General features: G+C 43.7%; 12 protein-coding genes. 8 read left to right on the plus strand and 4 right to left on the minus strand.

Going from position 1 to position 15,117, the window contains the following annotated elements; all coding sequences use genetic code 11:
- Together LYNGBM3L_RS22355 and LYNGBM3L_RS22360 are read left to right on the plus strand one after the other, a co-directional pair.
- Positions 1-699, plus strand: a 699-nt coding sequence (locus LYNGBM3L_RS22355) for a photosynthetic reaction center family protein (protein ID WP_044494365.1), incomplete at its 5' end; no start/stop codon positions are given.
- A 512-nt stretch (positions 700-1,211) separates the two neighbouring features.
- Positions 1,212-1,493: a 4a-hydroxytetrahydrobiopterin dehydratase gene (locus tag LYNGBM3L_RS22360; protein WP_009149074.1), complete on the plus strand. Its 282-nt coding sequence runs from the start codon at positions 1,212-1,214 to the stop codon at positions 1,491-1,493.
- 164 nt (positions 1,494-1,657) lie between these two features.
- Here the strand turns inward: LYNGBM3L_RS22360 and LYNGBM3L_RS41460 are convergent, their stop codons facing one another.
- Entirely contained in the window at positions 1,658-1,957 is a 300-nt protein-coding gene (locus LYNGBM3L_RS41460) for a hypothetical protein (protein ID WP_131826892.1), read from the minus strand.
- 226 nt (positions 1,958-2,183) lie between these two features.
- Between LYNGBM3L_RS41460 and LYNGBM3L_RS22365 the strand changes: the two genes are divergently transcribed.
- The 5 genes from LYNGBM3L_RS22365 (at position 2,184) to LYNGBM3L_RS22385 (ending at position 8,971) form a co-directional block, all read left to right on the plus strand.
- Positions 2,184-4,094: an iron uptake porin gene (locus LYNGBM3L_RS22365; RefSeq protein ID WP_009149075.1), complete on the plus strand. Its 1,911-nt coding sequence runs from the start codon at positions 2,184-2,186 to the stop codon at positions 4,092-4,094.
- Positions 4,095-4,242: 148 nt separating this feature from the next.
- A complete protein-coding gene (gene cysK / locus LYNGBM3L_RS22370) occupies positions 4,243-5,193 on the plus strand; it encodes a cysteine synthase A (RefSeq protein ID WP_009149078.1) in 951 nt (316 codons plus the stop codon).
- Positions 5,194-5,326: 133 nt separating this feature from the next.
- Positions 5,327-6,028, plus strand: coding sequence for a J domain-containing protein (locus LYNGBM3L_RS22375; RefSeq protein WP_009149080.1), 702 nt, complete (start codon positions 5,327-5,329; stop codon positions 6,026-6,028).
- A 90-nt stretch (positions 6,029-6,118) separates the two neighbouring features.
- Positions 6,119-6,994 (plus strand): 6-carboxytetrahydropterin synthase, encoded by an 876-nt coding sequence (locus LYNGBM3L_RS22380; RefSeq protein WP_009149082.1) that lies wholly within the window; start codon positions 6,119-6,121, stop codon positions 6,992-6,994.
- A gap of 894 nt (positions 6,995-7,888) precedes the next feature.
- Positions 7,889-8,971: a tetratricopeptide repeat protein gene (locus tag LYNGBM3L_RS22385; RefSeq protein ID WP_009149084.1), complete on the plus strand. Its 1,083-nt coding sequence runs from the start codon at positions 7,889-7,891 to the stop codon at positions 8,969-8,971.
- Positions 8,972-9,071: 100 nt separating this feature from the next.
- Here LYNGBM3L_RS22385 and LYNGBM3L_RS22390 read toward each other — a convergent pair whose 3' ends face one another.
- Positions 9,072-9,962: a DUF6753 family protein gene (locus LYNGBM3L_RS22390; RefSeq protein ID WP_009149086.1), complete on the minus strand. Its 891-nt coding sequence runs from the start codon at positions 9,960-9,962 to the stop codon at positions 9,072-9,074.
- Positions 9,963-10,298: 336 nt separating this feature from the next.
- Here LYNGBM3L_RS22390 and LYNGBM3L_RS22395 point away from each other — a divergent pair, with 336 nt between their 5' ends.
- On the plus strand, positions 10,299-11,105 hold the full coding sequence (locus LYNGBM3L_RS22395; RefSeq protein ID WP_075873593.1) for a hypothetical protein: 807 nt from the start codon (positions 10,299-10,301) through the stop codon (positions 11,103-11,105).
- A 385-nt stretch (positions 11,106-11,490) separates the two neighbouring features.
- Here the strand turns inward: LYNGBM3L_RS22395 and LYNGBM3L_RS35040 are convergent, their stop codons facing one another.
- Together LYNGBM3L_RS35040 and LYNGBM3L_RS22405 are read right to left on the minus strand one after the other, a co-directional pair.
- A complete protein-coding gene (locus tag LYNGBM3L_RS35040) occupies positions 11,491-13,185 on the minus strand; it encodes an ATP-binding protein (protein ID WP_009149089.1) in 1,695 nt (564 codons plus the stop codon).
- Between the two features lie 406 nt (positions 13,186-13,591).
- The gene (locus LYNGBM3L_RS22405) at positions 13,592-15,115 is read right to left on the minus strand and encodes a hypothetical protein (RefSeq protein WP_009149091.1); all 1,524 of its coding nucleotides are present in this window, start codon (positions 15,113-15,115) and stop codon (positions 13,592-13,594) included.
- Positions 15,116-15,117 lie beyond the last annotated feature (2 nt).

Consider the following 15,117-nt stretch of genomic DNA (forward strand, 5'->3'; position numbering starts at 1 on the left):
GGCCTGATTGGGTTCATGCTGCGGCAATTTGAAATTGCTCGTCTAGTAGGCATCAGACCCTACAACGCGATCGCATTCAGTGCGCCGATTGCAGTATTTGTCAGCGTGTTCCTGATGTACCCGTTGGGACAGTCCAGCTGGTTCTTTGCACCTAGCTTCGGAGTAGCGGGTATTTTCCGTTTCATCCTGTTCCTGCAAGGCTTCCACAACTGGACACTGAATCCCTTCCATATGATGGGCGTAGCTGGAGTACTCGGTGGTGCTCTGCTGTGTGCCATTCATGGGGCAACGGTAGAAAATACCCTGTTCCAGGATGGGGACAAAGCCAACACCTTCCGGGCGTTCAACCCGACCCAAGCGGAAGAGACCTACTCAATGGTCACCGCCAACCGCTTCTGGTCTCAAATCTTCGGAATTGCTTTCTCTAACAAGCGCTGGTTACACTTCTTCATGTTGTTTGTGCCAGTAACTGGCTTGTGGATGAGTGCAGTGGGAATTGTAGGTTTAGCATTGAACCTACGAGCCTATGACTTCGTGTCCCAGGAAATCCGGGCAGCAGAAGATCCAGAGTTTGAAACCTTCTACACTAAGAACATCTTGCTGAACGAGGGTCTGCGGGCTTGGATGGCTCCAGCAGATCAACCTCACCAAAACTTTGAGTTCCCTGAGGAAGTACTGCCTCGCGGTAACGCTCTGTAACACTCCAAGGCTGATCCCGAATTAAGGTTAGCGCTTGGATTTGCTCAAAGCCCCACCTGGAGGTGGGGCTTTGAGCAGTTCTAGAAACAGAAAACTGGAACGTTCTGAGCAATCTTCGCTGAACTTATAATTATGCTAGTTTCCAGAGGTTGCCATTTGAGGGATACTCTGTTATTGTAAGAAAAGGTAATAATCCTGGAAAGGTACAAAAAAACCGCTTAGGGATTAAAGGAGGTGATGCCCATGGAAGATAGTAGTAAACTCATGGGTCATCTGGTTGGAGTTAGCCGGCTGTGCGCCGGGGCTGTTCTCTAGGAGTTAGCTGGATTCTCTACGGAGAATCTATATGACTGCTTAGGCAGGGCTACCTAAGAGTTCCTCTCGGCAGCCTGGTTTCAATCAGAAGACCCGCTAGACCGCTCTCACACCAGGTGTTATGGATTAACCAAAACACTAGCCGTGAGAGCGGATAGTCTTTTTTTGGGATTGTTGAAGGAGTGGATCTAACCATCATGGCTCAACTACTCAGCGATGCAGAAATTCAAGCCAAGGCGAGTCAGCTAGAAGACTGGAGTGTGGAAGGGAAAACCCTGCGTAGTAAAAAGACATTCAAGGGTTTTGTAGAAGCGATCGCTTTTGTGAATAAACTTGTTGAACCATCTGAAGTTGCAGGACACCATCCTGACCTAGAGATTTCTTACAATAAGGTAACGATTACTCTAACCACTCATGATAGTGGTGGCTTAACCTCAAAAGATTTTGACCTAGCGCAAGTTATTTCAGAGCTGGGTTAATATCCTTTCAATAACTCTAAATAAGTGACAATTGCTTTAGCAATAGACCCGCAGCTAGCGCAGAAGTTCATTCACAGGCATTGGCAAAAAAGTTTGTATAGCACTTTGTCGATAAAGGCTATAGTATAAGAATTGTTCCTCTAATAAATTGTTCCTGTAATAGGTTAATAGGTTTCATCGCAATAGCGCTGATTCTTATCTAAACCGCGAGAATCCCCGTACTTTACCGTATAGAGTAAGTGTAGGGATGGAGCGCGGGGCAAGGGTCGGAACAGAGCTTTCCAATGCGATGTACTAGGGATAGTAGGGAAAAACAAATTAAGAGCTAACCGCCACCTACGCGCCTGAACCTTGACAACCAACGAATATGGGGTGACCTTCAGAAAAAACTTGATAGTTTGAGTTATCTGTGGATGGGTAAAATTCCATAGGTGCGCTTTCCGTCGGCGAATTAAATTCGCCACGGGTCGCACCTGCAGTACAAAGAAAATAGAACTTTTTTGTATTGTTCCGGCGCGGAGGGGCATCCCGTGTCGTTAATAAAGCTTACCGAGTAACCTAAGCAGTAGCTGGTGTTGGTAAGAAGCCCGTGCTGTCGCGTGCTTGTCAGCGTCGGGAGTATGTCACCATCCTCCGTGATTGATCCGGGGGAGAGTTCAATAATTGTAAAGGTGTGAGGATTAAGAGAAGATGTCTAAACTACTGTTGAAGTCCCTACTGATAAGTCCTGCTGTAGTGGGTGCTGCTCTCGCCTTTGGTACCAATGAGGTACAGGCAGCCAACAAGGCCAACTCCTTAACAGTTGAGAATCAAGTTACTACGGAAGCTGCCCCACTTCAAGCTGTCCCAGTAAAGACAATGGCGATCGCGGCGGCCCCCACTGCTCCAGAAGTAAAGGATACCCCAGTTTTTTCCAGGTCGATGGGCTCCACCTTGGGTGAGGGAACATCATTAACTTTAAAGGCCGATACCCTAGTTCCTAAGGTAGACGTACCGGAGGCAGAAACAAAAATAGCCCAAGCCGTCCCCTCAGCCTCAGATAACAGCCAGCTGTTAAATCAAATTCAACGCTACGGTAAAGAAGGCAGTAACAGCCAAGATCAGGTAACTAGTGTTTCCCAACTGCGGGATGTTTCTCCTGGAGACTGGGCTTATGAAGCTCTGCGTAGTCTGGTAGAGCGCTACGGTTGTATCGCTGGTTACCCAAACCGCACCTTCCGTGGCAACCGTGCTACCACCCGTTACGAATTTGCGGCTGGCTTGAACGCTTGTTTGAACCAGATTGAGCGTTTAATTGCTGCTAGTACTGCTGACTTTATTACCCGTGAAGACTTAGAAACGCTGCAACGGCTGATTCAAGAGTTTGAGGCAGAACTGGCTACCCTCGGAGCACGGGTCGATAACCTCGAAGGTCGAGTCGCATTCCTAGAGGATCACCAATTCTCCACTACTACGAAACTGGAAGGGGAAGTCATATTCGCCCTGACCAATAACTTTGGTGATTTTGGGGAAGATGACAATAACCAAGTTGTCTTTGGTGACAGGGTTCGTTTAGTTCTCGACACCAGCTTCACTGGTCAAGACAGTTTAGTAACTCGTCTGAGTGCTGGTAACCTGAATGCCTTCACAGCGGGGGGTGAGATTACCCCAGAACTCACCCAGACCTTTAACACTGAGATTGATGGTACTGGTGACGGGAACGATATAGGAGTTGACTGGTTAGCCTATTACGGTGACATTCCTATTGGTCCGTTTGGTCAAGTATCAACTTACATTGCTGCCTTTGGTGGTCGGCATGATGATTACGTTCCTACACTCAATCCCTATTTCCAAGACTTCGATGGTGGTAGTGGCTCTCTATCCACATTTTCTCAACAAAACCCCATCTATCGGATTGGTGGTGGTGCTGGTTTAGGGGTTAGCTTCCAACTCGGTTTACTAGAGAGCGTGATTGGACCAAGTACTGTCACACTGGGTTACCTAGCTGGCAATGCGTCAGATCCTGATGAAGGTTCAGGTCTGTTCAATGGTGATTATTCTGCCTTGGGTCAGTTGAACTTCAACGTCAACGACCGCATTGGTGTGGGCTTTACTTACGTCCATGGTTTCCATAAAGAGAACAGTGCCATATTCAGCAAAGGCGCTGGAGAAGATGGTATAGTAGGTACTCGTGCTGCCAACTTAAATCAAGAAGCACTTCTTGCTAGTCGTATAGCTGATTCAGCTGACAAGGTAACCAACTCCTACGGAGCAGAATTAGCGTTTCGCCTCACCGACAAGATTTCCTTTAGTGGATTTTTCAACTACACCGATGTGATTGTGATTGGTGAAGGAGATGGTGAAATTTGGAGTTACGGCGGTGGTTTAGCCTTCCCCGATTTTGGGAAAGAAGGTAGTGTGTTAGGTTTCTTTGGTGGTGCAGTCCCCTATTCGGATTTGAATGAGATTGATACCCCCATTCACATAGAAGGCTTCTACAAGTATCAGCTATCCGATAATATCTCTATCACTCCTGGTGTGATCTGGGTGATTAATCCAGAGCAGAGTGACGGTAATGATGATGCTGTGATTGGTACCATCAGAACCACATTCACCTTCTAAAGACCCTGGCTAATTGCCCAAGGACTATTGAGAATTAGTTAGGTTTCCCTGCCCCTAGGCGGGGATTTTTGTTTGAAGGGGTGGGAGTGTCAAAAAATACTAGGATGGATGATGGATAACAACTAATAACTCAGAATTTCCAACAGTTATGCGAATTGCTCCAAATATTACCGAACTGGTTGGTCGGACACCTCTAGTACAATTAAACCGTATTCCTCAAGCAGAAGGCTGTGTCGCTAGAATTGTAGCCAAGCTAGAGGGCATGAATCCATCTTCGTCTGTTAAAGACCGGATTGGTGTTAGCATGATCAACACAGCGGAGCAGAATGAGTGGATTACCCCCGGCAAAACTATTTTGGTGGAACCGACCTCGGGAAACACAGGTATTGCTCTAGCAATGGCAGCGGCAGCCAAGGGTTACCAACTGATCCTAACCATGCCAGAGACAATGAGCATCGAGCGACGGGCTATGTTGCGAGCTTATGGTGCTCAGTTGGAACTGACACCAGGTAGTGAAGGCATGGGTGGCTGTATTAGGCGAGCTCAGGAAATTGTAGAAACCACATCCAATGCCTATATGCTGCAACAGTTTCGTAATCCAGCTAACCCCAAAATTCACTATTGTACCACCGCTGAAGAAATTTGGGACGATACGGAAGGACAGGTGGATTTCCTGGTGGCTGGAGTTGGTACGGGTGGTACAATTACTGGTGTTGCTGAAGCGATCAAAAAACGCAAGCCCAGTTTTAAAGCGATCGCAGTTGAACCAGCTGGTAGTTCTGTACTTTCTGGAGGGTCTCCAGGACCTCACAAAATTCAGGGTATCGGTGCGGGTTTTATTCCAGAAGTACTCAAGGTTGAACTTCTTGACGAGGTGATTACAGTTACGGATGATGATGCGATCGCATACGGTCGTCGTTTAGCCCGTGAAGAAGGAATTCTTTCCGGCATTTCCACTGGAGCCATACTATCAGCGGCTATTGAAGTTGGCAAACGTCCAGAAAATGAGGGATGCCTGATTGTCATGATTCAACCGAGTTTTGGGGAACGGTACCTAAGCACCCCCCTCTTCCAAGAGCCAACCGCCACCACTGATTAGTGTTATGGGGCAAGGCGCTTCGGTTCAGTAGTTATCCTAAAACCTCTGGAAATCGATGGAAATATAAGGATTGAGCTTAGTTGCTACCTCAATTATACTATCGCTGCCGGTTTCAGTAGGTTTAGTGTAGCCCATGTCAGACTCGAATCACTACCAAACTTTGGATGTTCATCCCCACGCTACGACCCTAGAAATTAAACAAGCCTACCGACGGCTAGCCAAGCGCTTTCATCCAGATAGCAACAGCCCCACCGCTGATCCGGAAAAAATTATCCAAGTTAATGCTGCCTATGAGGTACTCAGTAACCCTGAGCGACGGCGTTCCTATGACCAAAAGAGGAATTACTTTCAGGATTCATTAGAGCCTCAGAATCGACAACAGCGAACAGCTCATGCCCAAAGACATTACCAGCATCATCGGCAAAAGGGAAAAAAGACTGATGCCCAGCTAGGGGAATGGTTGCAGCAAATTTATCAACCTGTAAACCACCGGATTAGTCATATCCTTGAGCCTCTAGAGGCTCAACTTGATGAACTCTCCGCTGACCCGTTTGATGATGAACTCATGGCAGAGTTTGAAGCTTATCTGGAAGAGTGTGGTGATCATCTCCATCAAGCTCAGAGACTGTTTCAGTCTCAACCTAATCCTGCCACCGTTGCCAGTGCTGCTGCTAACCTCTACTACTGTCTTAATCAGTTAGGAGATGGGATAGAAGAATTAAAGCTGTTTACCCTTAACTACGACGACTACCACCTACACACAGGTCAAGAACTGTTCAGAATAGCTTCCCATCTGCTCTGGGAAGCTAAAGACACAGTTAAAGATTTTTGCTAATGGGTAACCAATATTATTTTTTTAGCTTACCAACGACCACTAATCCAAATTAGTTTATCCTGAAAATAAGTCTAGTTTACCTAACTTGACATGGAATGCGTCATTAAGCGCCGTGCTGAGTTTTCAGCCAGCCACCGATACTGGTTACCAGAACTGAGTGAAGCTGAGAACCTTCAGCGGTTTGGTTTGGGGAGCAGATTTCCTGGACACGGACACAACTACGTTCTGTTCGTTTCCCTGACCGCTCAGTTGGATAAGTATGGCATGGTGAAAAACTTGTCTAAAGTCAAAACGGTGATCCAACGAGAGGTCACCAGCCAACTTGACTACGCTTATCTCAATGAGGTTTGGTCAGAATTTCAGCAAACCTTACCTACTACCGAAAACATAGCACGAGTAATTTGGCAACGCTTGGTTACCTATCTACCACTACTGAAGATTCAGCTATTTGAACATCCAAAACTCTGGGCTGACTATCAAGGAAACGGTATGGAAGTATATCTGACTATCAGTAACCACTTTAGCGCTGCTCACCGACTAGCTCATCCTGACCTCAGTGACGAGGAAAACTACCAGATTTACGGTAAGTGTGCTCGTCCCAACGGACATGGACATAACTATCACATAGAAGTGACAGTTAAGGGTGAAATGGATCCGCGCACTGGCATGATTGTTGATCTAGGCTCCTTGCAGCAAGTCATGGATGAGTATGTCCTGGAAGCTTTTGACCATACTTTCCTCAATAAAGACATTCCATACTTTGCCCGGGTTGTTCCTACTGCCGAAAATATTGCTATCTATATTTGTCAGTTATTGCAACAACCAATTCAAGAATTGGATGTCCAACTTCATAAGGTGAAATTGAGTGAAAGTCCCAATAACTCCTGCGAAGTCTACTGCACACCAGAGACTACCAAGTCAGCAGTAACATCATCTAGAGAAACTCTGCTGGAAAGAACTAATTAATAAAATCTTGCGAAGTTTCACCGAAAGCCTCGGGAAAATCTGGTAAGCACCGATCGCCGAATTAATTACCTACTCGCAATCTCTGTAACCCTTATATTGTAAGGATTTGAGTTTTACAAAATGTGAATGAATTTTGTGCACCTGCTTAGTATTAAATAGCTGATGAACAAAACACAGCTAACATAGCTTGCAAGCTTAACCGTCCGCTCACAAAAAGATTCGGAAAATAACAGAAGTAAGCTTCAAAGCATTGAAGCATCAGACAATCAATCTAGGTTGTTCTGTAGTAAATGTCAATTCGCGCTTGGTCAATTCGCGCTTGGGGCAAAAGCGCTGTCAGGCTTTTTCGACAGCTTTGAGAGATGCGTCCTCATCAATTGGTAAATTGATGTGCTATACACGGCTTACCGTTATGGGGCGGAAATACCGGGTTAAATGTATCTGAGCTTGATGTAGTTCAATAAAAAAGTTTAGCACAGTCCCTACCTACAATCTTTGATGGGCAGTGGCGTGCTTTCATCGCTGGCAAGCGTAGCATGCGCTACGCCCATTAGCCCTAGGCTGAATGCTGACCTAGGGATTTTTATTTGCTGAGATTAAATCATCCATAAGTTAGATTTAGTATAGCATTTGTTATGATATTGGTAAAGTTGCGGTAACCACCATTAATGCGGTTATCATGGTAGTCAAGTACCCGCACTCGTACTGTTAGGTTGAGCTGCGCTAAATCTGAAAACCGTCATATTCTCGTTAATGCCCTGTGGTATCTCACTCAAAGGATGAGATCCGACCTTGAGCAATTCAAAACAAGGGAATATATGGCAAAGGATTTTACTCGATTGCGCAAACTTAGAAAACTACAAAACTCTTGATGATCCTTAAGAGGCAATAGGAATGGAGAGCCGGTTGCCGTGTGATGACAGCGAATATAGGGAGCGTCTAGTAGAGGCAGCACGCCAAACTTTCGTTCCTACATTACCTGACAACATTCCAGATAATGTTCATGACCTTGCGTCAAACCATCGCACCGGTGAAGCTGCTCAACTTTTAGAGAAAGGGATTGAGCAGCACCAGCGATGTCAATTATCCGCAGCAAGACAGTCGTTTCAAGAAGCACTAGCAATGTATGCGCAATTGGCAAATAGACGGGGTCAAGGAAAAGCTCTGAGTGGTATGGCCCTGACTGCTTATTCCTTGGACAACTTTCAACAAGCCATAAAATATAGTAACAAAAGTCTTGCGATCGCAAAAGACATCAAAGACCAGCGTCTTGAGGGCCAGGTTTTGGGAATTTTGGGAAATGCCTACCGTCACCAAGGAAATCACCTCAAAGCCATTGACTATGGTCAAAAAAGCCTAACTATTATGCGGCAACTCCAAGACCGACTGGGAGAGGTGACTGCCTTGAACAATCTAGGATTGGCCCATAAGGCACTAGGGGATTTGCCCCGAGCAATAGCTTGCCAGCAACAGAGCCTCTATGTTGCCCAGAGTCTTGGGTTACCGCAGCTGGAAGAGCGAATTCTGAGAAATCTTAGTAACTCCTGCTACTCCATCGGTGATTATGCTCAAGCTATTGACTATTACGAGCAGCGTTTTGCGATCGCACAGCAGATGGGTGATCTTCCCCTAGAAGGACAAATTCTGGGCAAGTTGGGTAATGCTTGCTTGGCACTAGGAGATTATATTCAAGGGATTTACTATATTCAGCAGCAATTGCTCAAAGCTCAACAAATAGGTAATCGCCGTCTAGAACAACAAGCTTTAGGTCGCTTGGGAAAGGCTTATGATGCTTTAGACAATTATGGCCAAGCGGTTGAATATTATGAACAACGTTTGAGTATTGCCCAAGCCATCGGTGACCGGAAGGCAGCAAAAAAAGCCATAGCTAGTCTGAAAGCCGCTTATTACTCTCAAGGAAACTACACTAAAGCTATGGAGTACCATCAGAAAAATTTAGCACTCACTAATCCATAAGAGAAATGGTACTTCTGGTCGGGATAAGGCTCGTACTTATTAGCCATTACCAAAACACCGACACTGATCTCTATCAAAATAGCGATAAAATAGGGTTCACTTATTTATTGTCGTCTATATACTTGCGCTGGCTCGGAGGGGCGACCCAAAGTAGACAATAGCCGCTAGTGGCTTTTTTTCCCCCAAAGTTTAACCGGATTCCTGCCTCTATGGCATCCTTTTGACACTCTAAGTTATCCAAATAGCCCGCATTCCATTTGGTTATATTTCTGGCTAATTTGCCCTCTTTACTGATTGCCCAATTTAAGGTAGCTGCTTCGTCTAGGGTTAGTTGTCTAGAACCATTGGGGTCTAATTTTGGTTGACTTAACTCAGATAGCCCCCAACCCGCTCCTAGTCCACAAACCAATGACAAAACCACAGCTCCACAAATGGCTGTAATGTTTGTAAAAGGAGATGCCTTAACAATCGGAAAATCCATTGACCCTTTGGGTGGATAGGAACAGGGCTGTCTTTCTGACTTGGATTCTATGGTTACTTTTGATTGCTCTATGGCAGACGCGTTCGCCTTTGGCGCGCTCTGAAGAGCGATCGCTTTAGCAATTTCTTGGCGCTGAATATCCACGGTGGATTGCCCCACGACATCAATCATCTGCTGGATATCCTTTTCCCAACTTCGGAATAACTGCTCTAAGGATTTAGGAGTATCTGCTAACATTGTTTCCAAACTGGACGTTGCTACCAAAAATAGGAATAGCGGGTCATTAGCGTCCAATTCTGTCGCAACAACTAAATCTAAAATTTTTGCCTTAAAGCTATCGGAACGTCCTTCTAACAGCTTTTCCAATAGAGAGTAATCCGTCTTATCCCTCTCGTCAATTAAATCTGACAGACTTTCAGGTTGCTTGATGTGGGAGAGGTTTTCTTGAGAAAGATTACTTCCTACCATTTCCCTAATTCCTTGTTTGCTTACTTCTTTATAAATAGCCATAAAATTCGATAATAACAAGATTTGTAAATATTTGTTACATAGAGACGTTAAAATCCTGAAACGATAAAAATTCTCTGAAAAAAGGAACGTTACTATAAGGGGTTATATGTACATAATCAATCCGTTGCTCTGCTTAGAGAGTACTACCAAGAAAGAGAAACAGTCAAAAACTTGAACAGGTTAAATCAGTAAGCATTCAGCAGTTAGCTAACGCGCTACGCTCAGGCTGACTGCACCTCAAGTAGCGTGGCCTACGGCCAATAGCTGTTGGCGTAGCCTGCGCGTAGCGCATATGCTTACTTAAATCAAGGGATTTAGAAGAAGGAATTTATGGCTATGACCCACCTAATTGCTCAAACTCATCACACTGATCCTCAGATAATTGATGATGATTTTTTGGATTATCCCCACGTAGATCATATCTGTCTTCAATTAGAGGAAGTCACCCTAGGAGCTTATAGCCTTGATAACCAAATTGTTTTTAGCTTACGGCAAATGTCTATACCGATTAGACAGTCTCCAAGACAAGCTCAAAAATTTCTTGAAGAAAATGGCTATCAAAAATTATGGGTTACTACTCCTTCCCAGAGAAACTTGACTGTTTATCCTCTCAACAGCTTACTGGCTTATTGGAAATATTTAGTTTCAGACAATCTCATCCCCCCCTACCTGGATAAAAATCAAACAGTTTCCTTAAAGCAACTCATTGAACAATTAGAGAAAGACCCAAATCAATTAATCCAACCAAGGGTAAACTTAATTAACCAAGATTCAGATTTGCTAAAAGCAACCCCGACTAGGATTACAATTGGTCAATCCCAATTAGAAATATTAAAGACAGAGGATGATCAGGAGTTTCGGGTTAGTTTATCCGCTGCCATGGATGCCATAGGCTCATCGGTTGCTTTACTGGTGGGAATTATTAACTCAAGGAGAAAACTAAAAAAATTGAAAGCCAAAGGTTTTTCGGGTAAGATACTATACTGTTATACAGAAACTCAAGGGATAATGAAAACTATGAGTTTAGGAGATTGTCTTCATATTTGGGAATACTTTGCCCTGAAAGGCAATACTAAAGCTGTCTATCTCCTATCGTCTTGCAGCAAACTGGGGATAAATTCTCTGCTGGAATTTAAGTCTTAATCAGCAGTTATAGCAAGGAAAGTATAGTTTAGGACATAGTATTTTGTTTTCAAGGTAACAGGGTTCCCCCCTAACCCCCCTTAGTAAGGGGGGAAGGGAACAGGGAACAAAATATGTCTTAACCTTTACTTCGACTGCTATATTTAAACCTAATCAAGGTATAAAATTCCTTGATTAAACTGGTTGGTAATCGGTAAGGCTTAAGTGTTAATGGGTAATGGTACGAGAGTAATCACAATTACCCATTACCCATTACCCATTACTCATTACATCGGATTAGATATCAGATTAAGTCCGGTTGAATACCCATAATAAAGAAGATTGATGGGGAGATAGTGTGCTGTAAAAATTGGTATTAAGGATAATTATCGGGACATGATATCACTTAAGACCCAACATTTAATCGTTCTCCCCACAAGGTAGTTATTTCCCTAGCAAAAATTGATTTATCTGGTGAAGAGGAAGGCTTACAAACCCCTTCTGCTCGATTTTCCATTGCTAAAACTCTCTCGGTATCCTGAGAATACAAGGGAGTCATTGCTTCTCGCTGCTCTAATAGATTTTCCAATTCAATTTTAAAAGGAGTTCTCTGACCTTGATGGAACACTCGCTGCACTGCTGATTCTACAATGGCACGAATTTCTGCTCCAGTACATTTTCGTGTCGCACTCAATAATCGACGCCATTGTTTTTCTGTTAATGGTCCATTTCCCTCCCGATAACGAGGATCAAATCGGCTAGCATGGAGTTTAAAAATCTCAAACCGCTCAATCTCTTTGGGAAAACCGACATAAAACAGTTTGTCAAATCTGCCAGCACGAGTTAATTCTGGAGGCAAAGCATCTAATCGGTTGAGAGTTCCAATCACAAATGTGGGAGTTGTTTTCTCTTGCAACCAGGTTAATAGAATTCCTAGAATTTGTTTGGTGTTATTTGTTTGGGAATCAAAAAACTTGTCCAATTCATCGAGAAACAAAACACAAGGACTCGCGGCCTCAACTCGACGCAAGAGTCGTTTTAAATGGGTTGGACTACTACCAATTACTAAATCCACTCCCATGCTAATTAAAGGAAATCCTAAGGTTTGAGCACAGACTTTGGCAGCAAAGGTTTTTCCTGTTCCTGGAGGACCAATCAATAGCCATCCCTTGGGCAATGGAATCCCATAAGCTCTGGCTTGATCAGAAAAATCTTGTTTCACCCATTCCAAGGCTTGTTTCAGTTTATCTAATCCCCCAAATTCCCCAACATCAGGTTTGAGGAACTCTAAACCAAATCCTTTGAGTCTGTGAATTTTGTAATTGATTAATTGCTTGGCTAGCTCTGATTGAGATTGGGCTTTGTTGACTGCTATATGAAATTGCTTGCGTTCGCCTTTGGCGCGCTCTTCAGAGCGATCGCTTAACAGGCAAGACACTATGGGGGCGTATTTATTTTTTTTCGCCGCCAGTTTGACTGCCATCCGAATTTCTTCCGGAGTCAATCCCCCGATAGACCGAGCTAGTCTGTCGTCTAGAGGTGTTTCTTGGTCAGCCAAACCATATTCTACTAAATGAGTTTTTAATAATGCCGTGACTTCCTTGGGTTCTGGGAAAGGAAATTCGGCAGCAGGAATAATTGAGTTTAAAATTCGAGGTAACTCATTCTCCCCCGTATCCAAAAGAATTAGAAACTTATCGCTTGAGAGACCAAAGTTGTAGAGAACATTAGACAATGAGGTTCTGATGGTTATGGTTTGCCCACTGTCAGCACTATCGAGTAAAGACGGTAAATCTTCTAAGATAAATAGAGCTTTACCAGAATAGGCTTGACAAAAATTCAACACTTCAACAACCTGTGCAAATGGCTCACGCTCTTCTAGGACATTAACCATTGAACTTTCTAAGGTATCATAATTTCCATCCCATTCAATTTTCTGAAATCCACGACTAGCTAAATTCCAGAGGTAAACCAGGAATACTCCATGGTGAGTAAGACTCTGACAAATCCACCTGAGTACATTGTGTCTTTCAATCAAGGGAATTCCTATAGATACTGCTCCATAGCATTCTAATAATGTCCCAACTTCGGGTATATTCATTTTCAAGCAAACGTTATTGATTCAAAATGAAATTATAGCAATCCTAAATAATTTGTGAACAATACTTCCATTTAAACTAGTCTTTGCTAAGAAAGTAATGAGTCCTGAGTAAGGTAAGCATTCAGCAGTCAGCAGTCAGCAGTCAGCCTTTGGGTGATAGCTAATAGCTAATACATTATAGCTGATGCATTATAGCTTATAAATTATAGCTAATACATTATAGCTTATACCTGTTCGCGTAGCGTGGCCATTGGCGTAGCGTGGCCTACGGCCAACTTGGCCTTGGCTGATGGCTGATAGCTGATAGCTGAATCCTTACTGAGTAAGACCTGTGACTGTTCACGAATTATAGAGGATTGCTAGATCAGGTTGTTTATTGTTGAGGGTTAACAGTTAACAAAAAGCCTTACAAAGATAGCTCCTTTGATTTCTGTTTGAGATTAATCGGTTCCGAGAAAGGTGTTTTAGCTGGCGGTTGAAAAGCCTGTCCATTGCTTGAAGCTAGTGCTGTTAAACTGGAGTGAGCAAAGGGGTTAGGAGCACCTAGGCTTTGAGATTTTAGAGACTGCACTGATGATCGAGAGGGCTGAACTAGTCGTTGTGGCGCTTGGCTCATTAAAGGTTTTAAGGCTTGCTCAAAGTAGGATAAATCCCGTTGTGTCATCTGGGACATAAATTGTCCTTTCTGCTGTGAAAAGATGGTTCCTCGTCTGTCCTTAGCCGCAATTGTGATATCGCCATTGGGAGTTGCTCTCCAGTTATAGTTGAGTTTACCTTCAACCTGGACAGTATTTCCTTGTGATTGGGCATACTCGACCAATGTATCTGCAACTGCCTTGACACGGCTAAAGTAGTCAGCCTCAGAAGCTCCTAATTGCCGAAACTTTCCCTCAGGTTTCTGTCCCCAATCTAACTGCTTTTTTACCTGTGAAATTTCTTGATATTGCTGTTCATTGAGTTTGGGTTCTCCCTGTACAGTGACCCCCATAGCACCAGCGCGAAACTTTATCAATTCCTTACCTTTTTTGTCCCTCATTGCATAGGAATTATCCTCGCGATGAATCGTATACTCTGCTGATTCATAGGTATCTTGTCCTGGTGATGCTTGAGAATTGATTAAGCGTACTAAGGTAGCAGCAGCTTCTTTTTGACGGGATGTTTCATGGTAATTAGACACAGCATTTTTGAATTTTTCCACTTTTTCTGAAATCGGTGAAACAACCTTTTCCCACCAACTCGGCTGCTTGGATTGAAGCATTCGGGCTTCAATCAATTCAGATAGAAACTCCGATTGCATAGCTTCTTGTTTTTGTTTTTGAGCACTACGAAGCATACGCATCTCATTAACCTGGCACTGCAAAAACTGCTTTAGTGGTGTATTCTCTAAAGCCTGCACTGAGCGTCGTACTGAATATAATCCACCTCTGGTTTCAGTATTAGCTTTTACGGGTTGGACTTTTGGTTTTAAAGATTGGTTTTGTGGTTGAATTGGACTAGATATCTTTTGTTTTTGCCCCTGTAGCTGTTGTTCATCAAAAGCGTTAACCTTTACCACACCTTCATCATTAGTTTGTAAAATAACGATTCCATCCAATTCTACTTTTTTATTGGTGACTCCAATCATCTCTCCTACAGATGACTCTTTGGCTAAAGTCAACTGACCAATGATGTCTGAGTTCAAGTCATTGACCAACTTATCTCCATCTTTACCATAGACTACTTTATCCTCATCGGTAATTTTAATTTCAGGCTCTTGATTACTATTGTATACCTGACCATTGAGTTGTTGAGCCTGTCGATTTTGTTCTTGCTTTTGCTGCTGCTTTTGCTTAAATGCTGCCAGTCCACTTGACCATTTGGAAATGACACCTTGGTATTGTCCTTGTAAAGATGATACATAGGACTCACTGACTATTGTTACTTTTGCCATGG

It is taken from the genome of Moorena producens 3L, from assembly GCF_000211815.1.
GTDB classification, from domain to species: domain Bacteria; phylum Cyanobacteriota; class Cyanobacteriia; order Cyanobacteriales; family Coleofasciculaceae; genus Moorena; species Moorena producens.